The sequence below is a fragment of the Mycobacterium sp. E1386 genome (assembly GCF_001672745.1).
In the GTDB taxonomy this organism is placed as follows: domain Bacteria; phylum Actinomycetota; class Actinomycetes; order Mycobacteriales; family Mycobacteriaceae; genus Mycobacterium.
Map to the genome: position 1 here is coordinate 1 of NZ_LZKH01000249.1, position 22,624 is coordinate 22,624.

Here is a 22,624-nt window from a genome sequence, read left to right on the forward strand (position 1 = left end):
CCACGTCACCGCCGGTGAGCATCTCGCGCATCGCCGACAGCCGGTCGCCGTAGAACCCGGAGCAGTTCGCGATCCGGACAGCGTCGCGACCTGAAGCAGAGGCCATGCAGTCCTCCAATCTGCGTTTCACCGGTGAGCGCAAACCAACCAACCAACCGGTAGGTTAGCGGGTCGCGCCGGTGTCACGTCAAGGACGGCCGACCGCTCTCCGGGTCGAGATTGCCGCCACGGTCGTTGACGCGCCCGGATCGCGGCCGTCACGGCAATCTCGGCGCCGGCGGGCGTCGTTTTGGTGAGCAGCAGGCCACCGACTATCCTGATAGCAATCGTCGCACGTTCGGCCCCATCGGCCACGCCGCGCGACAAGCCCCCGACACGAGGAGTTAGGCCCGACCATGGCCGTACCCAAGCGCAGGATGTCGCGCGCGAACACCCGAAGCCGTCGCGCGCAGTGGAAGGCCACCAAGACCGAACTCGTCGGTGTGACGGTCGCGGGCCAGAAGCACAAGGTGCCCCGCCGGCTGCTCAAGGCCGCCCGTCTCGGTCTGATCGACCTGGACCGGCGTTAGTTAATCTCGGCAAACATCCGGCGCGCCTCTCAGCCCGCTCTCAGGCGTCGGGACGACACTAGGCCCGTGCGGATACTGGTCGTCGACGACGATCGCGCAGTGCGTGAGTCGCTGCGTCGGTCGCTTTCCTTCAATGGCTACTCGGTCGAGTTGGCCCATGACGGGCTGGAGGCGCTCGAGATGATCGCCAGCGACCGGCCCGACGCGCTCGTGCTCGATGTGATGATGCCGCGGCTGGACGGCCTCGAGGTGTGCCGCCAGCTCCGCAGCACCGGCGACGACCTGCCGATCCTGGTGCTCACCGCCCGCGATTCGGTCTCCGAGCGGGTCGCCGGGCTGGACGCGGGCGCGGATGACTACTTGCCGAAGCCGTTCGCGTTGGAGGAGCTGCTGGCCCGGATGCGGGCGCTGCTGCGCCGCACCAAGCCGGATGACGATGACGCCGAATCGGTGGCCATGCAGTTCTCCGACCTGACGCTGGACCCGGTGACCCGGGAAGTGACTCGCGGGCAACGCCAAATCAGTCTGACCCGTACCGAATTCGCCTTGCTCGAAATGTTGATCGCCAACCCGCGCCGGGTGCTCACCCGCAGCCGGATCCTGGAAGAGGTGTGGGGATTCGACTTCCCCACCTCCGGCAACGCGCTGGAGGTCTACGTCGGCTATCTGCGCCGCAAGACCGAGGCCGACGGTGAGCCACGACTGATCCACACGGTGCGCGGCGTGGGCTACGTCCTTCGGGAGACACCGCCGTGACGAGTCAACCGCAACGATGATCCGGTACCAACGACCCCAACGCGTGCCGCTGCGCGCCACCAGCTCGTTGTCGTTGCGGTGGCGCGTCATGCTGCTGGCGATGTCGATGGTGGCAATGGTCGTCGTGCTGATGGCATTCGCCGTGTACGCGGTGATTTCGGCTGCGCTGTATAGCGATATCGACAACCAGCTGCAAAGCCGTGCGCAGCTGCTGATCGCCAGCGGGTCATTGGCCGCCGACCCCGGAAAGGCCATCGAAGGCACCGCCTATTCGGACGTCAACGCGATGCTGGTGAACCCGGGTCACTCGATCTACACGGCGCAGCAGCCGGGCCAGACGCTGCCGGTCGGCGCGCCGGAAAAGGCGGTGATCCGCGGTGATCTGTTCATGTCCCGCCGCACCGCCTCCGATCAGCGCGTCCTTGCCATCCACCTGCCCAACGGCTGTTCGCTGCTGATCTCCAAGAGCCTCAAACCGACCGAGGCCGTGATGACCAAGCTGCGCTGGGTGCTGCTGATCGTCGGCGGCGTGGGCGTCGCGGTCGCCGCGGTGGCGGGCGGCATGGTCACCAGGGCGGGGCTACGTCCGGTGGCCCGCCTCACCGAAGCGGCCGAACGGGTCGCGCGCACCGACGATCTGCGGCCCATCCCGGTGTTCGGTAGCGACGAATTGGCCAGGCTCACTGAGGCATTCAACTTGATGTTGCGGGCGCTGGCCGAGTCCCGCGAGCGGCAGGCGCGGCTGGTCACCGACGCCGGACACGAATTGCGCACCCCACTGACGTCGCTGCGCACCAACGTCGAGCTGCTGATGGCATCGATGGAACCCGGGGCGCCGCGGCTGCCTGAGCAGGAGATGGTCGAGCTCCGCGCCGACGTGCTGGCGCAGATCGAGGAATTGTCCACTCTGGTGGGCGATCTGGTGGACCTCACTCGCGACGATGCCGGCCAGGTGGTGCACGAACCGGTCGACATGTCCGAGGTGGTCGATCGCAGCCTGGAGCGAGTCAGGCGGCGGCGCAACGACATTCACTTCGACGTCGACATCACGCCCTGGCAGATGTTCGGCGACGCCGCGGGGCTGTCGCGCGCGGTTCTCAATCTCTTGGACAACGCGGCCAAATGGAGCCCACCGGGTGGCCGTGTCGGCATCACCATGCGACAACTCGACCCGTCGCACGCGGAGTTGGTGGTGTCCGACCACGGGCCCGGCATTCCGCCACACGAACGCAGGCTGGTGTTCGAGCGGTTCTACCGTTCGACGACCGCACGCGCCATGCCCGGCTCGGGGCTTGGGCTGGCGATCGTCAAGAAGGTCGTGCTGAATCACGGTGGGTTGCTTCGTGTCGAGGACACCGTTCCCGGCGGGCAGCCGCCGGGAACCTCGTTCTACGTGCTGCTGCCCGGTCGGCCGATGCCGCCGTCGCCGTATCCGACGCCCGCCGCGGGCACCCCCGAGGAAGAGTCCGGCACCGACGCCACGGTCCCCATGGCCGGCAACCAGTCGAACTCTCGGGAACCCGCGAACGTTATCTCAGTGGACTCTCAGTCCGCGCGGGCAAGGTAGGTCTGCAGCTACTGTTGAACAACCCAGTCGAGCCGACGAGCCGATACTGAGATGAGGAAGTGCGACCTAGCGACATGACGAATGACCCGAGGTATTCGCCACCGCCGCAGCAGCCGGGATATCGTCCCGCGCCGAATCAGCCTGCGCCCACCCCCACCCACCCGGGGACCTCTGCTTACGGGCAACCGTATAGCCAGCCATTCGACTGGCGGCATCAATCGCAGACATCCCAATTCCGGCAGCCCTATGACCCGTACAACGGCACCGGTCCAGGCCGGACGCCGACGGGAACCGGGGTAGGCCCCCTGCCCGGCGCTACCGGGACCGGACCGATTCCCGGCATGATGCCGCCGATGCCGCCGCCGGGCCCCCAAAAACGGTCCCGCGCAGGGCTGTTGACCGTAGGCGCGTTGGCCATCGCGGTGGTGTCGGCGGGCATCGGCGGAGCCGCGGCGACGGCTGTCGAGCTGGGCAGCCACACCACCAACGGCAACGGGCGCACCGTCATCGGCGCGCCCACCGTCCCGGCGGCGAACATGCCGCCCGGCAGCGTCGAACAGGTCGCCTCAAAGGTGGTGCCCAGCGTCGTCATGCTGGAGACCGATCTGGGCCGCCAGTCCGAAGAGGGCTCCGGCATCATCCTTTCCGCCGACGGGCTGATCCTGACCAACAACCACGTGGTCGCGGCGGCCGCGGGGCCGCCGAAGGGCCCGGCCGCTCCGGCCCCCGGCGGTCCGCCTGGAGGCCCGGGTGGCGGACCCGGTGGTCCGGCTCCCAAGACAACCGTGACCTTCGCCGACGGCCGTACCGCACCCTTCACGGTCCTGGGCGCCGATCCCACCAGCGACATCGCCGTGATCCGCGTGCAGGGCGTCTCCGGCCTCACCCCGATCTCCCTGGGCTCCTCATCGGACCTACGCGTCGGCCAACCGGTGGTGGCCATTGGGTCGCCGCTGGGCCTGTCGGGCACGGTGACCACCGGGATCGTCAGTGCGTTGAATCGGCCGGTGTCCACCACCGGTGAGTCGGGCAACCAGAACACCGTGCTGGACGCGATTCAGACCGACGCCGCCATCAATCCGGGTAACTCCGGCGGCGCGCTGGTCAACATGAACGGCCAGCTGGTGGGCGTGAACTCGGCCATCGCCACCCTGGGTGCCGACTCGCCGGACGCCCAGAGCGGTTCGATCGGGCTCGGTTTCGCGATCCCGGTCGACCAGGCCAAGCGCATCGCCGACGAGCTGATCAGTAGTGGCAAGGCGTCGCACGCCTCGCTCGGCGTGCAGGTGACGAACGACAAGGGCTCCCCGGGAGCCAAGGTCGTCGACGTCGTGCCGGGTGGTGCGGCCTCGAGCGCCGGCGTGCCCAAGAATGTGATCGTCACCAAGGTCGACGATCGTCCGATCAGCAGCGCTGACGCCTTGGTCGCGGCCGTGCGGTCCAAGGCGCCCGGCGACAAGATCTCGCTGACCTTCCAGGATCCCGCTGGTGGCAGCCGTACCGTGCCGGTGACCCTGGGGAAGGCGGATCAGTAATGCGAGTCGAAGAACCCTCGGCGGCGGGATTGTCGGATCTCGGTTATACCGTGGCACCCATGGAAACGGGTGCGGAGTTGGTGGTCGGCCGGGCTCTGGTCGTGGTGGTCGACGATCGCACCGCTCACGGGGACGAGGACCACAGTGGGCCGCTGGTAACCGAACTGCTGACCGAGGCGGGATTCGTCGTCGACGGTGTGGTTGCGGTCGCGGCGGACGAGGTCGAGATTCGCAACGCGCTCAACACCGCGGTGATCGGCGGGGTGGACCTGGTGGTCTCCGTCGGCGGCACAGGCGTCACGCCGCGCGACGTCACCCCGGAGGCCACCCGCGAGATCCTGGACCGGGAAATCCTGGGCATTGCCGAAGCCATTCGGGGCTCCGGGCTGTCCGCGGGGATCATCGACGCCGGACTGTCACGCGGCCTGGCCGGGGTGTCCGGGAGCACATTGGTGGTGAACCTGGCCGGTTCCCGGTACGCGGTGCGCGACGGCATGGCGACGCTGAACCCGCTGGCCGCTCAAATCATCGGGCAGCTGTCCAGCCTGGAGATCTGACCGCGTCAGGTCTGTGCTTCGGCGTCGGCGCGCGGTCCGTGCTCTGGCGGAGGCGTCGTGCTCGTGCCGCCGTGCTTGCTTGACGAATCTCCGTTGGTCTGGGCGAGCAGGTCGCGAATTTCGGTGAGCAGAACGATCTGGGCGTCGTCGGCCTGCTCGACCTCACCGCGCTTACGCAGCGTGTTGTAGGGCAGCACGACGAAGAAGTAGACGACCGCGGCGATCAGCACAAAGTTGATCGCGGCCGACAGCAGGATGTTCAGGTCGATGGTCTGGCCGCCACCGATGCTGATCTTCAAGATGCCGACGTTGGATTGCTGTTTGACGCCGATCCGGTTGATCAGCGGTGTGATGATGCTGTCGGTGAACTTCGTGACCAGTGCGGTGAAGGCAGTACCGATGACCACCGCGACGGCCAGGTCGACGATGTTGCCCCGCGAGAGAAACTCCTTGAACCCTTTGAACATTCCAGATGTCCTTCCTGGGATTGGACAGAGTTTGCTGTCGGCTGCGTGACCAACGGCGGCGAGGCACTCAGTGCAGGGTGAGGGTCACCGCCTGACCCAGCGTCGAGCCCGCCACCGTGTTCGCCACGCGAGCCGGCAGCGCAACTAACACTACGCGGTCGCCGTCCGCCCCCTGGACCTTTGGCTTGGCCGACACGAGCACCACGACGGCGTCGGTGGCCACCACTTTCGGAGCGGCCTGGGAGGGCTCCGACGAGCCGGTTGTCGGTGCGGCCAGTACGTCGACGACGTCGCCGACGCGGACCAGGTCGATCAGGGCGCCGTCCGCCAGCCGCAGCGGCACGATGCGGGCCCCGGGTCCCGCCTTCGACGCGATGGCGGCCTCGGCCAGCCGGCTGCCCAATAGCCGCACATCGGTGAGCACCTCGCCGCGCCTCGCCGGCCCGGCCAGCGTCGAACCGGCCACGGCGCTGACATCCGCCAGCGACCCATCGGGAATGGTTGCGGCCAAACGCTTTTCGAGACGAACATCGGCGGCGGTCAACGCGACGCCCGGCCGCAGGTCGTGATCGGCGACCACCACCTCGGCATAATCACCGGCCGGGTCGGAGCGCAGCGCGGCCAGGGCGGCCAACACGACCAGCCCGCAGGCGGCGACACGCCGCGCCAGGACGGTCCTGGTCCAATCCGGACGCAGCATCAACAGGCGGCTGAACAGGCTTGGATTCAGCGATGATTCGCCCACGCCGCGAACGTAAGCGCAACGCGGTCACCGGCGCATGCCGGCGGCAAATGCGTTTGTGGATAACCCGTTAGCTCGAGGCAGCGGCAGCGGACGCCGTGGAGGTGCTGCTCGACTTCTCGGTCGAGCCGGATTTCTCGCTCGACCCGGACTTCTCGGTGGATCCCGAGGTCGACCCGGAGTCGCTCGAAGCGGACCCATTGGTGGAACTCGTGGACTTCTTGCCGGACTCGCGGCTGTCTGTGCGGTAGAAGCCGCTGCCCTTGAACACCACGCCCACGGAGTTGAAGCGCTTGCGCAGCCGCCCGGAGCAGCGCTTGCAGGTGGTCAGCGCATCGTCGGTGAAGGCTTGCACGATGTCGAAGCGATCGTCGCACTCGGTGCACTGATAGCTGTAAGTCGGCACAAAAACCTCCGGATGATTGCAAAGTCTGTTAGCACTCTAGCGTCTCAAGTGCTAGAACCGCCACGTGACACCGCTCATTCCCGATCTGTTACCCCAGATCGAGTGGTGTTAGTCCCACTCGCGGCGTGAGCGCGTCGGTCATCGGTATGTCGTGCGGCTCGGCCGGCAACTCGTCGACCAACTCCGCGTCGCGCACGAGCGCGATCAGTCGGGCGCGGGGGTCGCGGGCGGGCAGGGAGCGATCGTAGAAACCGCGACCGCGGCCCAGCCGCACCCCGGAGCGGTCGACGGCCAACGACGGCACCAGGATCAGGCCCGCCTCCACGATCGCCGACGCCGGCAGCCACGGCTCCGGGGGCTCCAGCAATCCCCACCGCGCCGATGTCAATGTGCCGGGCCGGTATTCACCCCAGCGCAACGGCATCGGCGCGTTGTCGGCGGTGGTGCGCGCAACCGGCAGCAGCACCCGGCCCGCCAGCCGCAGCAACACGTCCAGCATGTCGATCGAGCCGGGCTCGGCACCCACCGGCACGTATGCGCAGACGGTGCTGCCGCTGCTCACCAAGCTTTCCGCGGCCTGCAGCCGCTCGCACAACATTCGCGCCTCGGCGGCCCGAACGGCGTCGGCAACGCCGCGCCGGGCCGCCTGCAGCTGCGCCCGCAACACGGCCTTGCTGGTGGTCGCCATGCCTCAACCATTCCAGCCGGGTCTTCGGCCGCGCCACATCGACTCGGCAAACCGCACTCGGGTTATCGTGTGAACAATGTCAAGCCCAAAAGTGGTGGTCCCACACACGGCGATCGTGCCCGCTGCCGGTCTTGGTACCCGCTTCCTGCCCGCGACGAAAACGGTTCCCAAGGAGCTGCTGCCGGTCGTCGATACCCCCGGCATCGAGCTGGTCGCCGCGGAGGCGGCTGAGGCGGGCGCCGACCGCCTGGTGATCATCACCTCCGAGGGCAAGGACGGCGTCGTCGCGCACTTCGTCGAGGACCTGGTCCTCGAGGGCACGCTGGAGGCCCGCGGCAAGAAGGCCATGCTCGACAAGGTGCGCCGCGCGCCGCAGCTGATCAAGGTCGAGTCCGTGGTTCAGGCCGAGCCGCTGGGCCTGGGGCACGCCATCAGCTGCGTGGAACCTGCGCTGACGTCCGATGACGACGCCGTGATGGTGCTGCTGCCCGACGACCTGGTGCTGCCGACCGGCGTGCTGGAGACGATGGCCAAGGTGCGGGCGGACCACGGCGGGACGGTGTTGTGCGCCATCGAGGTGACGCCCGAAGAGATCAGCGCCTACGGGGTTTTCGACGTCGAGCCGGTGCCCGGCGACGACAACCCCGACGTGCTGAAGGTCAACGGCATGGTCGAGAAGCCCAAGCGCGAGGACGCGCCGTCGATGCTGGCCGCGGCGGGCCGCTACATCCTCGACCGCGCCGTGTTCGACGCGTTGCGTCGCGTCGACCGTGGGGTGGGCGGCGAAGTGCAGCTGACCGATGCGATCGCCCTGCTCATTTCCGAGGGCCACCCCGTGCATGTCGTCGTGCACCGCGGATCCCGACACGACTTGGGAAATCCCGGCGGCTACCTCAAGGCTGCGGTTGACTTTGCATTGGATCGTGACGACTACGGCCCGGATTTGCGGCGATGGTTGGTGGCGCGGTTAGGCCTGGCCGAGAAGTAGCCGGCCGATGCGCCCGGTCCGAGACGGCGCCCGTCTAGGGCAGGGAGGCGCGCTGTGCGTTCTGTGGAGGAGCAGCAGGCCCGGATAACGGCCGCCGCGGTGGCTCCGCGGCCCATCCGCGTGGCCATCGCCGAGGCGCAGGGGCTGATGTGCGCCGAGGAAGTGGTCACCGAGCGCCCCATGCCCGGGTTCGATCAGGCCGCGATCGACGGTTACGCGGTGCGCAGCGTCGACGTGCTGGGCATCGGCGAGGTGGGCGTCGACAGTCTGGGTGAGCCGCCCGGCGATGCGGAGCTCGACGAAGACCGGCGCGAGGGCCTGGTCCTGCCCGTGATGGGAACCGTCGAGGCCGGTGCGCGCACGCCGAGTCGCTTGCAGCCCCGCCAGGCCGCCCGCGTGCACACCGGGGCCCCGCTGCCCACGCTGGCGGACGCCGTCATCCCGTTGCGCTGGACCGATGGCGGCAGCTCGCGGGTGCGGATCCTGCGCGGGGCGCCGTCGGGCGCGTACGTGCGTCGCACCGGGGACGATGTGCAGCCCGGTGACGTCGCGGTACGGGCCGGCACGGTGATCGGCGCGGCCCAGGTCGGCCTGCTGGCCGCGGTCGGGCGCGAACGGGTCCTGGTCCATCCGCGGCCGCGGGTGACGGTGGTGGCCGTCGGCGGCGAACTCGTCGACATCTCGCGCACCCCCGGCAACGGCCAGGTCTACGACGTCAACTCCTACGCGCTGGCGGCGGCGGCCCGCGATGCCGGCGCGGAGGTCAACCGCATCGGCATCGTCAGCGGCGATCCCGGTGAATTCCGCGAAGTCATCGAGGGCCAGATCAACCGCGCCGAAGTGGTGGTGATCGCCGGCGGCGTCGGCGGCGCCGCGGCCGAGCCGGTGCGGTCGGTCCTTTCCGAGCTGGGGGAGATGGAGGTCGTCCGCGTCGCGATGCATCCCGGGTCCGTCCAGGGCTTCGGGCAGCTGGGCCGCGACGGCGTCCCGACGTTCCTGCTGCCCGCCAACCCGGTCAGCGCCCTGGTGGTGTTCGAGGTGATGGTGCGGCCGCTGATCCGGCTCTCCCTGGGCAAGCGCCAACCGATGCGCCGGATCGTGCAAGCCCGCACGCTGTCGCCGATCACGTCGGTCGCCGGGCGCAAGGGCTACCTGCGCGGCCAGCTGATGCGCGACCAGGAGACCGGTGAATACCTGGTACAGGCGCTGGGCGGGGCGCCGGGGGCGTCCTCGCACCTGCTGGCCACCCTCGCCGAAGCGAATTGCCTCGTGGTGGTGCCCAGCGGCGCCGAACAAATCCGCACCGGCGAGATCGTCGACGTCGCCTTCTTGGCTCAGCGCGGTTAAGTGCAACGACTCCGCGCGCTCGTGAACCTGTTGCGTACCAACGCCCGCCATCCGGGTTGGCCGCTGGATGTCGGGCCGTTGCGGGTCCCAGCGGGGGTGGTCCGGTTGCGGGCGGTGCGGATGCGCGACGGCGCCCAGTGGAGCCGCATCCGGTTGGCCGACCGCGCGCACCTCGAGCCGTGGGAGCCCAGCGCGGAGGGCGATTGGACGACCCGGCACACGGTCGCCGCGTGGCCGGCGCTGTGCTCCGGCCTGCGCGCCGAGGCCCGTGCGGGCCGCATGCTGCCGTACGTCATCGAGCTCGACGGGCACTTCTGTGGCCAGCTCACCATCGGCAACGTCACCCACGGGGCGCTGCGGTCGGCTTGGATCGGCTACTGGGTTCCGCGGTCGGCCACCGGTGGCGGGGTCGCCACGGCGGCGCTGGCGCTGGGCCTGGACCACTGCTTCGGCCCGGTGATGCTGCATCGCGTGGAGGCGACGGTGCGGCCCGAAAACGCCGCCAGCCGGGCGGTATTGGCGAAAGTCGGGTTCCGCCAGGAGGGGTTGCTGCAGCGCTACCTCGAGGTGGACAAGGCGTGGCGGGACCATCTCTTGATGGCCCTCACGGCCGAAGAGGTGTCCGGATCGGTGGCCTCGACCCTGGTCCGGGGCGGGCACGCCAGCTGGGCCTGACCGCCCCACGCTATGTGGCTACCGCGACACGAGTGACTTGTGGTGCTTGTGAGAGGCAAATTACAGGTGTGTAATTGTCCTGGTCACCAAGACCCGGCCGCGCTGGCCTCCGAGGGGCTTCGCGGAATCGGAACCAAAGAGAGCAGGTCGTCATGCCAAGCATTCCGCAGTCACTGTTGTGGATCTCGCTCGTAGTGCTCTGGCTGTTCGTCTTGGTGCCGATGCTCGTCAGCAAACGCGACGCCGTGCGGCGCACCAGCGACGTGGCCCTGGCGACCCGGGTCCTCAACGGGGGCGGGAACTCGCGCCTCATCAAACGCAGCGGTCCGGCCGCCGGTCACCGCAGTGACCCCGACTGGAAGCCGCCGGAAGAGTCGGCCGAAACCGAGCTCGACGAGGACCGCGACCTCGCCGGGGATGACGACGACGAGCACGCAGACGACAGCGACACCGACGAGCTGCGCCAGTTGCGTCCGGTGGTCATGAAGGTCGCGGCGCCCGAGCGCACCGAGCCCGACTACCTCGACGTCGACGTCGTCGAGGATTCACAGGCGCTCCCGGCGGGCGTGGCGGTCGAGGAAGAAGCCGAGGCCGGCGAGGACGACGAGGATTCCGACACCGACGTCGTCGCCCACGCCAGCGACGAAGAAGACGAAGGCTTCGAATACGTCGAGGACTCTTCGGGTCTGGAGCCCGAGGCCGAGACCGACGACGAGGAAATGCCTGCGCCGGTCCCGCGGAACGCCTCCCGGCGCCGCCGGTTCGACGCGAAGACCGCCGCCGCGGTCAGCGCCCGCAAGTACAAGTTCCGCAAGCGCGTGCTGATGGTGATGGCGGTCGTCCTGGTCGGCACGGCCACAGCCGCATTCAAGATCTCGCCGAGCGCCTGGTGGGCGTGCGGCACTGCCACCGCGGTGACGCTGCTGTACCTGGCCTACCTGCGGCGTCAGACCCGCATCGAGGAGAAGGTGCGCCACCGCCGCATGCAGCGGATGGCGCGGGCGCGGATGGGCGTGGAGAACGCCTACGACCGCGACTACGACGTGGTCCCGTCGCGGCTGCGGCGTCCGGGCGCGGTGGTGCTGGAAATCGACGACGAGGACCCGATCTTCGAGCACCTGGACTACGCGATGGCGATGCGGAACTACGGTTGGCCCCGGGACCTGCCGCGGGCCGTCGGCGAGTAGTGCCGGCAGTTCGGCGGTTCGCGCCGCGGCTGGTAGCCTGCTAGCGGTCAGGGGCTATGGCGCAGTTGGTAGCGCGACTCGTTCGCATCGAGTAGGTCAGGGGTTCGAATCCCCTTAGCTCCACAAGATTTGAGCAGGTCAGGCGCATCGTTCGAGCAACATCGGGAGCGCGCGGCAGTCTGGCCGGCCGCGCGCGGCGGCCAGGTCCGGCGTGGTCGCGGTGACTCGTAGGCGCAAATCCGCGTGCCTACACGTCGCTCGTGTCTCAAGCACTGCGTGTGGATACGGCCGGTGTGCAGGCGATGGCCACGCGTTGGAGAAGCTACTACCCATGAGTCTTTATCCGGTCAGTCAGCTTTACGAATTCACACCGGAGGTGGAGGCAACAACGTCCTCGCGACGAAATCCCCTCGTCTTGGTGGGCGCGCTGGATGAAGCCGAGTTCATTGATATGCGCCTGTCACCCCAGCGCTCCCGCGTCGGAGTTCTGTGCGCCATTCAATGGTGTCGCGACTTCGAGGGTTCGAACGCGGCCCTGGTCGTGCTGAACGGCGTGGGAGGCGTGACCTGGTCGAACGACGACCAGGTGCGTCAGCGCCCCTGGCACGCTCAATATGGTGATTGGGAGCCGACGCGATCTGCACGGGCCGGGGGGCCATTCCCGACGCGGGATGCCGGGAACGAGGACTCGTGGGCGGTTGATGCGGCCGGCGCGTCATTGCCTCTTGAGGGTTCGAAGCGCGCTGAACCGCCGGACTATGTTCTGCGATTCGGTCGTTTGACCGTGTCGGGTCAAGCAGCTCGTATTTACATCGGGCAGATCGAGGGGTTGGGCGATACTCCGCCCGATATGGGGGAGTTGGGCGATGCCGAGATTATCGCTGGATTTCCGCAGTGGTCATCGGTAATGGAAGTCCGGGAGTACTACACGTATTTCTGGTCCGCGGAATAGCCGACCACCCAAGCTATTTCTTGTCGCGGGGCAGCCGGCAGCCGGTGTAGCCGGCGACGACCAGGTTTCCCCGGTAGCCGACCTTGATGAAGATCCCGGTGGGGCCGTAGAACCCCACGTCGTGGTTCCCGGGGCTGTTCTGCATCACCTGCACCTCGGTGGCGTCGATCTTGGCGGCCGCCTGTTTGGCGGTCTCTTCGATCGTCGCCCACTGTTGCTCGGAGACCGGCACGTTGGCGGCAACGGCATCGGGGAGGAAGTAGCGTTTGCCGTCGGTTTGCTCATACGGTCGCTCGCAGTTGTCGCCCGAGCCCTCGTGCGGTGTCTCCCACTTGATCGAGGGGATCAATTTGCTTGCGGCGGCGGTGATCTCGTTCATCGCGGCCTGCACCTGACTTTGAGTGTCCTCGAACGAGGGCAGGGACTTGAGCACCTGGAGGGCCTTGGCCGCGTCGTTGGGTGGGGTGGGTGCGTAGGGGTGGCTCACGTGGCATCCTCCTGCGGCTAGTGCGATTGCGGCCACGACGATGCCCAGAATGCCGTGGCGTTGCAGGTTCCGGGGGCTGTGCTGGTTCTTGCTCACTTCGTGGGAACCGCCTTATCTCCGAGTCCGGCAAGGACGGCGGCGATGTTGTAGTTGGTCGTCCTGAGCCCGCCGCCGTCGGGGAAGCGAGGGTAATCGCTGTGGCCGTGCGCGTCTTGAAGGGTGAGGGTGCCGCCATGGCCGTCGGGCACAGTGGTGGCACCAGTGGCCAGGTGGGTGAAGTTGGGGTTGGTCGCCGGGTTCGGGCCGAAGTGGCCGGCGCCGGAGGCGTCCGCCGCGCCCAGGACGCTGGTAGCGAGGTCTCGGAAGGGCGGCGGCAGGAACGGTGCCACGTCGTGGGCGATGGCGGGGCCGTCGTACGTCCACTGGATCGGGTCGTCGGGCGTTTCCATGGTGAACACGTGACCGGGCTGCAGATGTAGCTGCTGGGGCGTGGAGGCTTCGATGCCGGGGGAGCCGTAGAACAGCGCTCGCGACACCCCGTGATCGCCGGGCTCTTGCAGGGCAAGCCCGGTGGTCAGTGAGCCATAGGAGTGTCCAATCGCCGTGAGGTCGGCGGGGCCGCCCTGGTGGGCGGCCTGTATCCCGTCGTAGAAGCCGGCCAGGTCATGCGCACCGGCCCTGGCCACGGCGTCGTGGCTGACGTCCCAGCCGCCGGCGAGCGATTTGCCGAGATCGTCCATGCCCGGCACCTGCGGCGGGTCATAACCAATCCACGCGATGGCCGAGACGGTGTCGTGTTCGTGCCCAGGGGTCAGGCTCAATTGGCGGAGGGCTTCCTTTCTGGCGTCGGTCGCCTCGGACACCATGCCCCCGATGGCGCCGTGGACGGTGGTGTTCAAACCGGGCGCCGTGACCGATACGTGGGTGGCCGTGTCGGGGTCTCCGACCGCGATCGCGGCGCGGGCCTGCTTGCCGGTTTTGGTGTCGAGCAGCATGAGCCTGCGATCCGGGCTCGCTTTGACGGTTTTGTCGACGGCCTGCAGGTCGGGCAGGTACTTGGCCCCGTCCCGGGCGGCATCGTATTGGCGTTGCCACGCCTCGTAGGCGAGGCGGTCGTCGAAAATCGCCCCCGGCTCGTTCGGCGGCGGAATGTTCTTGCCCGCCGCCCAATCGGGATGCTGGGCCTTCAGCGCGTCGGCCTGGGCGGCGGCCGCCTGAGCGCGGCCCAGTTCGTCGGCGAGAGTGAGCCGGTTGTAATGATCCCGGTCCACCGCGGGCATCCCATTGTGATTCCCAATCAATGGGTTCCGTTGGTACTCGCGGTCCTTCTGCGCGGGCGTAAGAGTGTTCCAGACGTCCGCAAACTGCTTGGGGTCATCCGGCAGGTCCGGTACCGGCGACAGCGGACCCTCGACCGCCTGGATACCCGACTGGTCGTATCCATCGCCGTGCAGCGCGCCCAGTGACCTCTGCAACGTGTTGGAGTAGTCGTCGCGGATCGACTGCAGCTGGTGCAGAGCGTCCCTGGTCTCGTCGGCGGCGTCGGCGCGGGCGTCCTTGATCAACGACTGCAGCTGGGACCGGCTCGTCGGGTCGAGGTTGGGGTCCTCCAGATCCTTCATCGCCGCGCCGATGAGCTTGTCGAGCAGCTGCAACTGCCGTTCCAGCGCGGCGATCTCGGCGGCGCCCGCCTTCTGCGCCTCGGCCAAGGCGGCCGCGATGTTTTCCAGGTCGACGCCGATCTTGGGCAGCTTCAGGGATTGCGCCCCAAGCGATTTGACCGTGCGCTGCACCTCGGCGGAATCGTTGATCGGGTGGTCGCCGTTCTGGTGGTTCCAGGCCGCGTCGAAGCGGTTACGGGCTTGCTCGAACGCATGGTCCGCCTCGGCGGTGCACACGCCGGCTTGGTGGAACGCCTCCGCCAACCGCGAAATCTCGAACGGGTTCCCGGCCTGCAGACTCCGGTTGATCGCCCACGGGTCACCGCCGGCCTGGCCGATCAAATCGGCAACGTTGAGCCAGACCAGCTGCATCACACCGCCAGAAAGTTCGCCATTCGTTCCCCGGACAGGCTGATGACGTTACTCCGCCCAGCCGGATCTCGTGTTCAAGCGGCTCTTCACGGGTGGGTGACCAGATAGGTTTCGTTGTCCAGCCCGGCGGTGAGTTCCTCGACGTCGAAGGGCCGGTCGAGGCGGGCGTGCAACGCCTTCGGGTCGATCAGCAGGCTGATCTCGGCCGTTTGGCGGGCGAACAGCCGCCCGATGAGCGGGTAGATGCGGCGCATGATCGCCCGCTCCCCGGCGGTGCAACGCGAAGCGCAGTAACCGACGTGGCCGATTTCGTCGGTGAGAATCTCGCTGTACAGCAGTTCGATTCGCTCGGCGACTTCCGGCTCGTCGGCGAACAGATCGGCGCCGACGCGGCGCAACTCGTCGAACATGATGCAGCCCGCCATCTCGGCGGCCCCGACGAACAGAAAGCCCAACCGTGCGGGAATGAACACCCCGGTCTTCACGAATTGGCGCATAACGAACGGTGGGGGGACGACCTGGAATGTCAAGTCAAAGATGTCCAGGGCGTAGGCCAGCAGCCGCGTGTGGTAGTGCTCTTCGAGCTCGAGATAGACGTTTTCGGGAGGCAGGTTCTCGTCGCTGTTGCGCCCGTAGGTTTCGCCGAGCCCGACGCCAAACCGCTCAGCCTGGTTGAGTTTGGCCGTCGCCAACAGGAACAGCATTTTTCGATCCAGCCCGGCTTCCGGTCGCCGGCGGCGCATGTTGCGAAGGAAGGTGTTTCGGTCGGCGGGGTGGGCTGACCGGATGGGGTTCGCCTCGAGTTCGTTGAAGGATTGCTCGCGATTCGCCAACCGCCTGTTGAGCAGGTCGGCTTCGCCGTCACGCCGGGCCAGAAACTCCCGGTATCCCTCGATGCCGTTCATCTTTTCTCCATTCCTTTGACAATCGTTGTCACGTAACGGCTTAACTGCGCAGGATCGTGTGTTCCGGTGGCCAGCAGGGCGAAGAGCCCGGTGAGAAAGAACGTCCCGAGTTCGGTGGCGTCTACCTCCCCGGAGACTTGCCCCGCGGATTGCGCCCGGGCGATCACGCCGACCAGAAACTCGGCGACCGGGTGTTGCGCCAGCTCGTATTCGACGGGACGTGAGGACGAGAAATGCAGACCGAGCATGTCGCGGAAAACCACTGCGCCCAAACGGCGTTCGGCGTCTAGCACACGAGCGACGAGCCGCAATAGTGTCGACGTCAGGTCACCCTCGGCGTCGCCGAGTTCGCTGATGATCCGGATCTCCTCGTTGCGCTCCAGCTCGGTAAGGATGTGCTCCTTCGTCGGGAAGTGGAAATAGAACGTTCCCCGCACCACGCCCGCCGCAGCGGCGATGGCACTCACGTCGGCAGCGGCTAACCCGCGCCGCGCAATCTCCGCCAACGCGGCGTCGAACAAGCGTGCCCGCGTTTCGAGTCGTTGAGCCTCCCGGACGCCCCGCGCCGTTGCAGCCTCGGTAGGGGCGGGTGACTTCATGAAAGCACGTTACGGCAGACCATTGACGCCCGTCAATGACGGTCGTCAGCGACTTAGAGGGGACTAGAGCGCCCGCGGTTGCACACCGCACGAGCGGGGTACTGATCCTTTCGGACAAGTCACGAACCCGAAAGGACCGAATGGCGACGCGCGAGGAAAACGCCACCGACGCCCTGCTGCAGGAACTCCTGTGGGCCTACGGGCCGTGCGGCCAGGAGGCCGACGTACGCGCCGTCTGTGCCCGCGAACTGCGTCCCGTCGTCGACGACATGTGGAGCGACGACGCCGGCAACCTGATCGGGTACATCGCCGCCGACCCTCCGGCCGACGGTGTTGGACGCGCGCACCGGCACCGGGTGTCCTCGGCGGCCGAACCCGGCGTCGGGACGCGGATCATGGCGCACATGGACGAACTGTCCATGCTGGTCAAGCGCGTGGAACCGGACGGCACGCTGCACCTCACCCAGCTGGGCACGATGTACCCCGGCAACTTCGGTCTCGGACCGGTCGCCGTGCTCGGCCAGCACGAGATGCTGACCGCGGTGCTCACGCTCGGCTCCGAGCACACCACCCAGGAAAGCCCGCGGATCTGGCAGACCAAGCCCGACCAGGGCGACAAGGCCCTGGACTGGGATCACGTCTACGTCTTCACCGGCCTGAGCACCGACGAGCTAGAGGTCGCCGGCGTGCGACCGGGCACCCGGGTGTGCGTCGAGCGCAGCAAGAGGACGCTGGTCGAGTTCGGCGGGTACGTGGGCTGTTACTTCCTCGACGACCGCGCCGCCGTGACCGCGCTGCTGCGCGCGGCAGCCCGGCTGCGCGAACGCGGCCAGCGGCCCGTCGACGACCTCTACCTCGTGTTCACCACCAACGAGGAGATCGGCGGGGTGGGCGGCACCTACGCCAGCGGATCGCTGCCCGGCACCCTCACCCTGGCGCTGGAGGTTGGCCCCACCGAGCAGGAGTACGGCACCACCGTGAGCGGCGGCCCGATCGTCGGCTACAGCGACGCCTTGTGCGTCTACGACAAAGACGTCGCCGACCGGCTGATGAGCATCGCCACCGAGCTGGGTCTGTCGCCGCAGGCGGCCGTTTTGGGTGCTTTCGAATCCGACGCCTCGCACTCGAAGGCCAACGGGCTGACGCCGCGCGCGGGCTTGCTGTGCGTGCCCACGCTGAGCACCCACGGTTTCGAAGTCATGCCCCGCAGCGCGATCGACGACATGGCGTCGATCATCGTCGAGTTCGTCCTGCAGCCCGGTGCGCACGCGCGCGGCGAAGATTAATACGGTCCCAAAATTTGCCTGAACATTGCTTAAGAGGCGCGTGGCGGCCCCCGGCGCGCCGGAATGCCGGTCCTACGGTCGACGGATGAACGTTGACTACTACCTGCAGAAGGTGCCGGTTGAGTCGGTGCGGCCAGGGTTTTCGCTCGCCATCGATCAGGGCGGCGATTATCGCCTGTTCCAGGTCGAATGCACGCAGATGACGCAGCGCAGCGGTCAGCCGGTGATGTTCACCCTGACGTCGGAACCGGTCGAGGGCGGCGACCCCTGGGTGCTCGAGTGCGCGGCGGGCACGCCCGTCGTTCGAGTCCTCGGCGTGTGCAAGGTGGCCTCCTAGTCCCGTCAGCCCGGCTTTGCGGCGGCGACGAACTGCAGCGCCCGCTGGGTCTGCTGCTCGACGTCGACCAGCCCTTCCGAGGAGAACAGGTCGACGAAGGCGTGCCGGTCGAACATGGTGAGCCCGATGACGCGGGCACCGGCGGTCATCGCATGCCGCACCGGCGGCAGGTCCGGGACGTAGCTGGTGAGGACCGCGATGCGCCCCCCGGGCTTGATCACCCGGACCATTTCGCGTGCCACGCGGAACGGCTCGGGCATCAGGTACAGCGCGCCGAAGCAGCACACCGCGTCGAATGTCGCGTCGGCGAACGGCAACGCGCGGGCGTCGCCGCGGACATAGCACGTGCGGGGAGTGTTGTTGTCCAGGACGGCGCGCGTCAGCATCGGCTCGGAGATGTCGAAGCCGACGGCGAGCCCGCCATCCGGTAGCTGTTCCGCGAGCGATCCGGTGAAATTACCTGGGCCGCAGGCGACGTCGAGCAATCGTTCCGCGGCGGAAAGCCGCAATGCCGCAGCCGCGCGTCGCTGCTCGGCGCCGGTGGTGACGCCGCTGGCCGCATAGAACGCGGCCGGGCGCCACAGCCGCTCGTAGACCGTCGCGACGAGGGGACTGTTCATGGCGCGCTGCGCGAACGTCGGGGCCGGGGAACTCGTCGATTCGCCCAACACGTCGAGGAAACCGTGCCGCGCTACCGCGGCCTCGGTGAGCAGACCACGGGTCAATTCGACTGCATCCTGGCTCATTTCATCGCTTTCGTGAAGGCTTGGAGGGGTTGGCATAATCCGCAGGTGAATCCCGATTTTTCTGCCGATCCGGCTGTTACGCTAGGGCTCTTCGTGAGAGGCGATGCATTGGGGCCTCGCTCAGGCAATGGATGGGGTTAGGACGTGGCGCACCTTTCGCTGACGATCGCGGGACGCGCGTCGGCCGGCTGAGCGGATTACGTCGACAGTGAATTCCCTTCCCCGGCCCCGAATCCGCGCCCGTGCGCCGCTGCGGATTTCATTCGCGGGAGGCGGCACCGACGTTCCGCCGTTCCCGACCACCGAAGGCGGCTGCGTCCTCTCGGCGACCATCGACCGATACGCGCAGGGATCGCTGTCCCCACGGACCGACCGCCGGGTCACGATCGAGTCGGTGGACTTCAAGACCACCCACGAGATGACGCTCGACAGCGAGATTCTGTACGACGGCAGCCTGGATCTGATCAAGGCCGCGGTGCGCAGGTTCGGCAAGGAGGGCACGGACGGCTATGACCTGGTGCTGCGGTCGAGCGCTCCGCCGGGATCGGGTTTGGGCTCGTCGTCGACCATGATGGTCGCGCTGACCGGCCTGCTCGCCGAGCACTACGGCGTGCCGATGGGCGAATACGAGACCGCGCAGCTGGCCTGTGCGATCGAGCGTGAGGACCTGGGCATCACGGGTGGCATGCAGGACCTGTACGCGGCCACGTTCGGGGGATTCAACTTCATCGAGTTCACCGACCGCGTGATCGTCAACCCGCTGCGCATCCGCGAGGAGACCGCGTTCGAGCTCGAACTGAGCCTGCTGCTGTGCTTTACCGGCATCACGCGGGACTCCGCCCGAGTGATCGAGGACCAGACGCGGCGCGCCACCACCGGTGCCGACGACACCCTGGCCGGACTCCGGGCACAGAAGGAGTTGGCGGTGGCCATGAAGGCCGCCCTGCTGACGAACAAGCTGAGCGAATTCGGCGCCCTGCTGGGGGAGGCCTGGACCCAGAAGAAGCGCATGTCGCCGTACATCACCAATGAGCGCATCGACGAGCTCTACGACCTGGCCCTGCGCAACGGCGCACTCGGCGGCAAGATCACCGGGGCGGGCGGCGGCGGCTACATCCTGCTGTTCTGCGACTTCGCGAAGAAGCACCGCCTGATCGAAAGCCTCGAGTCGGCCGGCGCCACCATCACCGAATTCGCTTTCGAGAGCAAGGGATTGACCACATGGCAGGCATGAGCCGCTCGGATGTCGTGACGCCAAGCGTCGAGCTGGTCCAGGAGCGACTGGCCGACACCATCGCGGTCAAGCAGCGGATGCTGTCGGGCGCCATCGCCGAGCAGACCGTCGAGATCGCACGGCTGATGATCGAGTCGTTGCGCGCCGGTGGAAAGGTGATCTTCTTCGGCAACGGCGGATCGGCCCAAGACGCGGGACATCTGGCCGCAGAGTTGATGGGGCGCTTCGCTTTTGACCGCCCCGGTCTCGCCGCGTTCAGCCTGCCGGACGCCACGGCCGCGATGACGGCGATCGGCAACGACTACTCCTATGACGAGGTGTTTGCCCGCCAGGTGCTCGCCGCCGGCCGGCCGGGGGACGTCGTGGTCGGCCTCACCACGTCGGGCAACTCGCCGAATGTCGTCCGCGCGCTGGAGGCGGCCGCCGATGCCGGGATGACGACGGTGGCGCTCACCGGTGTGCGCGGGGGCAAGGTGGCCGACGTCGCCCAGTTCTGCATCCGGGTGCCGAGCGACGACACCGGACGGGTCCAGGAGGCCTGCCTGCACCTGGGCCACTCGATCTGCGAGATGGTCGAAGCGGCGTTGTTCTCCCGGCCCTGCTGAGACCGTCGCGACCGATGGCCGACCTGCGGAAAGTGCGCACCGTCTTCCTGGATCGGGACGGGACCATCAACGTCAAGGCCGCCGACGGCGAGTACGTCCGGTCGCCCGACGACCTGGTGTTGTTGCCGGGCGCCGCCAAGGCGGTGGCCGCCCTGAACGAGGCCGGCCTGCGCACCATCCTGGTGACCAATCAGCGTTGGCTATCGGAGCCGGCCGCGGACGCGGCGCGTTTCGCCGCCGTCCATGACCGCCTGGAACAACTCCTGGCGGACGAAGGCGCCCGTTTGGACGCCGCGTACCACTGCCCGCACGCGGCGGCCAGCTGCGACTGTCGCAAGCCCGGCGCGGGCATGTTGGTGCGCGCGGCGCAGGAGCACGGTTTCGCCTTGGCTGAGGCGGTGATGATCGGCGACAGCGAGGCCGATGTGGAAGCGGGCCGAGCGGCCGGCACGGCGACCGTCCTGCTCCGCGCCGGTGACGGGGAGGCGGCCGGTGCCGACGTTGTGGTCGACGACCTCCCGGCCGCCGTGCGACTCATCTTGAGCGCCAAGGAGCCTGGTTGCGCCTAAACCGTTGGGCCGCAGAGCGACTCACCAGTGCCAGCGCGAACGGTAGATCGTCCCGCAGGTAGCGGCGGGCGAGGCGCCGCGGCTCGAGCGCCAGCCGGTGCACCCACTCGAATCCGAGCCGTTGCAGCACGGGGGAGGCCCGGCGGACGACCCCGGCGGTCATCGCGATGCCGCCGCCGCAGGCGAGGCACCAGGCGTGGGGGAGCTCCTGGCGCACCAGCTCGATCAGGCGCTCCTGCCTGGGGAAGCCCAGACCTACGAAGACCAGATCGGGTGCGGCGGCCGCAACGGCGGCGACCGCCCGCCGCGCCCCGTCCTCGGTGTCGTCGAAGCCGAACGGCGGCGACAGGGTGCCGGCGACGCGCAGGTCCGCGGACCGTGCCACGAGCGCCCCGGCCGCCCGTTCCGGCACCCCTTCGGCCCCTCCCAGGAGGTACACCGACTTCCCGTCGGCGGCCGCCGCGGCGCTCAGCGGAAAGATCAACGACGAGCCGGCGACCCGCTCGGGCAGCCGGTCGCCTTTGGCCCGCGCCGCCCACACCAGCGGCATGCCGTCGGCGACGACGAGGGATGCGCGGGCTATCAGGTCGGCCAGCTCAGGGGCGCGTGCGGCCGCGCGGGCCACATCGACGTTCACCGGGACGATCGAGCCGCCGCGGCCGGCCGCCCAGGCTTCGCGCACGACGTCGACGACCTGGTCTTCGGTCAGGGCATCGAACCATAGGCCGCCCACCTGGATCTTTGCCGGGCCCGCGCTCACCCGAACATCATGCCCCGCGGCATCACCCTGGCGAAGTGTCTGCCCGCGCGTCCTTGCCGCGGCCGGAACCGAGCCCATAACCTGGGCAACATCCGACCGCGGCCGGGATTGTCGGGCCTGGCGCGGTAGACGACGGCAACGCAGGCGGGCAGGTCATGGCACAGCGGTCACCGCGATGCGCAGATTCACGGCGCGACGGTGTGATCGGCGGGCTATCGCAGTGGCCTTGACCGGCGCCCGAGCGGACGAGCTGGCGACGATGGACATCTTCGAGGGATGTCCCGCATCCGATCTGGTGCCGCTGGCCGCCTCGCTGCAACCGCTGCGCGCCACGGCCGGCCAGGTGCTGATGCAGCAGGGCGAAGCAGCGGTGTCCTTCCTGCTCATCTCGTCCGGCATCGTCGAGATCACCCACGTAGGCGACGACGGCGTGGTCATCGTCGAGCACGCATTCCCGGGCATGCTCATCGGAGAGATCGCCCTGCTGCGCCACATCCCTCGGACCGCGACGGTCACCACCGCCGGGCCGCTGACCGGTTGGGTCGGCGACAACGACGCCTTTGTCCGCATGGTCCACATACCCGGGGTCATGGAGCGTCTGCTGCGCACGGTGCGCCAGCGTCTCGC

The 22,624-nt window shown here is 68.1% G+C and carries 27 protein-coding genes and 1 tRNA gene; 17 read left to right on the forward strand and 11 right to left on the reverse strand.

Annotated features, from left to right (window positions below; translation table 11 throughout):
* Positions 1-106 (reverse strand): DUF1446 domain-containing protein (locus A5709_RS29020; RefSeq protein WP_231986951.1); only part of this gene is annotated, 106 nt, incomplete at its 3' end.
* Positions 107-395: 289 nt separating this feature from the next.
* On the opposite strand from A5709_RS29020, the gene rpmF reads away from it, so the two are divergent.
* From rpmF to A5709_RS25160, 5 genes are all read left to right on the forward strand, one after another.
* Positions 396-569: a 50S ribosomal protein L32 gene (gene rpmF / locus A5709_RS25140; RefSeq protein ID WP_007168835.1), complete on the forward strand. Its 174-nt coding sequence runs from the start codon at positions 396-398 to the stop codon at positions 567-569.
* A gap of 66 nt (positions 570-635) precedes the next feature.
* Complete coding sequence (gene mprA, locus A5709_RS25145) at positions 636-1,325, forward strand: two-component system response regulator MprA (RefSeq protein WP_067271149.1); 690 nt, start codon at positions 636-638, stop codon at positions 1,323-1,325.
* A gap of 16 nt (positions 1,326-1,341) precedes the next feature.
* Positions 1,342-2,892: a HAMP domain-containing sensor histidine kinase gene (locus A5709_RS25150; RefSeq protein WP_067946167.1), complete on the forward strand. Its 1,551-nt coding sequence runs from the start codon at positions 1,342-1,344 to the stop codon at positions 2,890-2,892.
* A gap of 74 nt (positions 2,893-2,966) precedes the next feature.
* Positions 2,967-4,427 carry a S1C family serine protease gene (locus A5709_RS25155; protein ID WP_068123339.1) on the forward strand — a complete coding sequence of 487 codons (1,461 nt, stop codon included), beginning with the start codon at positions 2,967-2,969 and terminating at the stop codon, positions 4,425-4,427.
* The gene (locus A5709_RS25160; protein WP_067946170.1) at positions 4,427-4,984 is read left to right on the forward strand and encodes a molybdenum cofactor biosynthesis protein B; all 558 of its coding nucleotides are present in this window, start codon (positions 4,427-4,429) and stop codon (positions 4,982-4,984) included. Before A5709_RS25155 ends, A5709_RS25160 begins: the two co-directional genes overlap by 1 nt.
* A gap of 5 nt (positions 4,985-4,989) precedes the next feature.
* Here the strand turns inward: A5709_RS25160 and mscL are convergent, their stop codons facing one another.
* The 4 genes from mscL to A5709_RS25180 form a co-directional block, all read right to left on the reverse strand.
* Entirely contained in the window at positions 4,990-5,451 is a 462-nt protein-coding gene (mscL, locus tag A5709_RS25165; protein ID WP_068123342.1) for a large-conductance mechanosensitive channel protein MscL, read from the reverse strand.
* A 67-nt stretch (positions 5,452-5,518) separates the two neighbouring features.
* Positions 5,519-6,196 carry an SAF domain-containing protein gene (locus A5709_RS25170; protein WP_068123345.1) on the reverse strand — a complete coding sequence of 226 codons (678 nt, stop codon included), beginning with the start codon at positions 6,194-6,196 and terminating at the stop codon, positions 5,519-5,521.
* Between the two features lie 67 nt (positions 6,197-6,263).
* Positions 6,264-6,599, reverse strand: a complete 336-nt coding sequence (locus A5709_RS25175; RefSeq protein WP_067946176.1) for an FmdB family zinc ribbon protein — start codon at positions 6,597-6,599, stop codon at positions 6,264-6,266.
* 88 nt (positions 6,600-6,687) lie between these two features.
* On the reverse strand, positions 6,688-7,287 hold the full coding sequence (locus A5709_RS25180) for a 5-formyltetrahydrofolate cyclo-ligase (protein ID WP_068123349.1): 600 nt from the start codon (positions 7,285-7,287) through the stop codon (positions 6,688-6,690).
* Positions 7,288-7,363: 76 nt separating this feature from the next.
* On the opposite strand from A5709_RS25180, the gene A5709_RS25185 reads away from it, so the two are divergent.
* From A5709_RS25185 to A5709_RS25210, 6 genes are all read left to right on the forward strand, one after another.
* A complete protein-coding gene (locus A5709_RS25185) occupies positions 7,364-8,275 on the forward strand; it encodes a UTP--glucose-1-phosphate uridylyltransferase (RefSeq protein ID WP_068008796.1) in 912 nt (303 codons plus the stop codon).
* Positions 8,276-8,329: 54 nt separating this feature from the next.
* Positions 8,330-9,622, forward strand: a complete 1,293-nt coding sequence (gene glp / locus A5709_RS25190; RefSeq protein WP_067946181.1) for a gephyrin-like molybdotransferase Glp — start codon at positions 8,330-8,332, stop codon at positions 9,620-9,622.
* 21 nt (positions 9,623-9,643) lie between these two features.
* Positions 9,644-10,297: a GNAT family N-acetyltransferase gene (locus tag A5709_RS25195; protein ID WP_197500928.1), complete on the forward strand. Its 654-nt coding sequence runs from the start codon at positions 9,644-9,646 to the stop codon at positions 10,295-10,297.
* 152 nt (positions 10,298-10,449) lie between these two features.
* Positions 10,450-11,484, forward strand: coding sequence for a gephyrin-like molybdotransferase receptor GlpR (gene glpR / locus A5709_RS25200; RefSeq protein ID WP_068123351.1), 1,035 nt, complete (start codon positions 10,450-10,452; stop codon positions 11,482-11,484).
* 50 nt (positions 11,485-11,534) lie between these two features.
* Positions 11,535-11,607: transfer RNA gene (locus tag A5709_RS25205), tRNA-Ala, on the forward strand.
* Positions 11,608-11,815: 208 nt separating this feature from the next.
* A complete protein-coding gene (locus A5709_RS25210) occupies positions 11,816-12,436 on the forward strand; it encodes a hypothetical protein (RefSeq protein WP_067946187.1) in 621 nt (206 codons plus the stop codon).
* Between the two features lie 13 nt (positions 12,437-12,449).
* Here the strand turns inward: A5709_RS25210 and A5709_RS25215 are convergent, their stop codons facing one another.
* The 4 genes from A5709_RS25215 to A5709_RS25230 all read right to left on the reverse strand — a co-directional run bounded on the left by A5709_RS25215 (position 12,450) and on the right by A5709_RS25230 (position 16,460).
* Positions 12,450-12,923, reverse strand: a complete 474-nt coding sequence (locus A5709_RS25215; RefSeq protein WP_067946202.1) for an LppA family lipoprotein — start codon at positions 12,921-12,923, stop codon at positions 12,450-12,452.
* 92 nt (positions 12,924-13,015) lie between these two features.
* The gene (locus A5709_RS25220; RefSeq protein WP_068123354.1) at positions 13,016-14,956 is read right to left on the reverse strand and encodes an alpha/beta hydrolase; all 1,941 of its coding nucleotides are present in this window, start codon (positions 14,954-14,956) and stop codon (positions 13,016-13,018) included.
* A gap of 86 nt (positions 14,957-15,042) precedes the next feature.
* A complete protein-coding gene (locus A5709_RS25225) occupies positions 15,043-15,861 on the reverse strand; it encodes a hypothetical protein (RefSeq protein WP_068123357.1) in 819 nt (272 codons plus the stop codon).
* On the reverse strand, positions 15,858-16,460 hold the full coding sequence (locus tag A5709_RS25230; RefSeq protein ID WP_068123360.1) for a TetR/AcrR family transcriptional regulator: 603 nt from the start codon (positions 16,458-16,460) through the stop codon (positions 15,858-15,860). Before A5709_RS25230 ends, A5709_RS25225 begins: the two co-directional genes overlap by 4 nt.
* A 140-nt stretch (positions 16,461-16,600) precedes the next feature.
* Between A5709_RS25230 and A5709_RS25235 the strand changes: the two genes are divergently transcribed.
* Together A5709_RS25235 and A5709_RS25240 are read left to right on the forward strand one after the other, a co-directional pair.
* Positions 16,601-17,746, forward strand: coding sequence for a M20/M25/M40 family metallo-hydrolase (locus A5709_RS25235; RefSeq protein WP_068123362.1), 1,146 nt, complete (start codon positions 16,601-16,603; stop codon positions 17,744-17,746).
* Between the two features lie 85 nt (positions 17,747-17,831).
* On the forward strand, positions 17,832-18,083 hold the full coding sequence (locus tag A5709_RS25240; protein ID WP_068008787.1) for a hypothetical protein: 252 nt from the start codon (positions 17,832-17,834) through the stop codon (positions 18,081-18,083).
* A 5-nt stretch (positions 18,084-18,088) separates the two neighbouring features.
* Here A5709_RS25240 and A5709_RS25245 read toward each other — a convergent pair whose 3' ends face one another.
* A complete protein-coding gene (locus A5709_RS25245) occupies positions 18,089-18,829 on the reverse strand; it encodes a class I SAM-dependent methyltransferase (protein WP_068123364.1) in 741 nt (246 codons plus the stop codon).
* Positions 18,830-19,037: 208 nt separating this feature from the next.
* On the opposite strand from A5709_RS25245, the gene A5709_RS25250 reads away from it, so the two are divergent.
* The 3 genes from A5709_RS25250 to A5709_RS25260 are packed head-to-tail and all read left to right on the forward strand — an operon-like array spanning position 19,038 to position 21,237.
* Positions 19,038-20,063 carry a GHMP kinase gene (locus A5709_RS25250; protein WP_067949071.1) on the forward strand — a complete coding sequence of 342 codons (1,026 nt, stop codon included), beginning with the start codon at positions 19,038-19,040 and terminating at the stop codon, positions 20,061-20,063.
* Positions 20,051-20,668: an SIS domain-containing protein gene (locus tag A5709_RS25255; protein WP_197520231.1), complete on the forward strand. Its 618-nt coding sequence runs from the start codon at positions 20,051-20,053 to the stop codon at positions 20,666-20,668. Before A5709_RS25250 ends, A5709_RS25255 begins: the two co-directional genes overlap by 13 nt.
* A gap of 14 nt (positions 20,669-20,682) precedes the next feature.
* Complete coding sequence (locus A5709_RS25260; RefSeq protein WP_067949067.1) at positions 20,683-21,237, forward strand: HAD-IIIA family hydrolase; 555 nt, start codon at positions 20,683-20,685, stop codon at positions 21,235-21,237.
* Here the strand turns inward: A5709_RS25260 and A5709_RS25265 are convergent.
* Positions 21,203-21,997: a WecB/TagA/CpsF family glycosyltransferase gene (locus tag A5709_RS25265; RefSeq protein WP_082974373.1), complete on the reverse strand. Its 795-nt coding sequence runs from the start codon at positions 21,995-21,997 to the stop codon at positions 21,203-21,205. The genes A5709_RS25260 and A5709_RS25265 overlap by 35 nt on opposite strands.
* Positions 21,998-22,172: 175 nt before the next feature.
* Between A5709_RS25265 and A5709_RS25270 the strand changes: the two genes are divergently transcribed.
* Positions 22,173-22,624, forward strand: a 452-nt coding sequence (locus A5709_RS25270) for a cyclic nucleotide-binding domain-containing protein (protein ID WP_156768154.1), incomplete at its 3' end; no start/stop codon positions are given.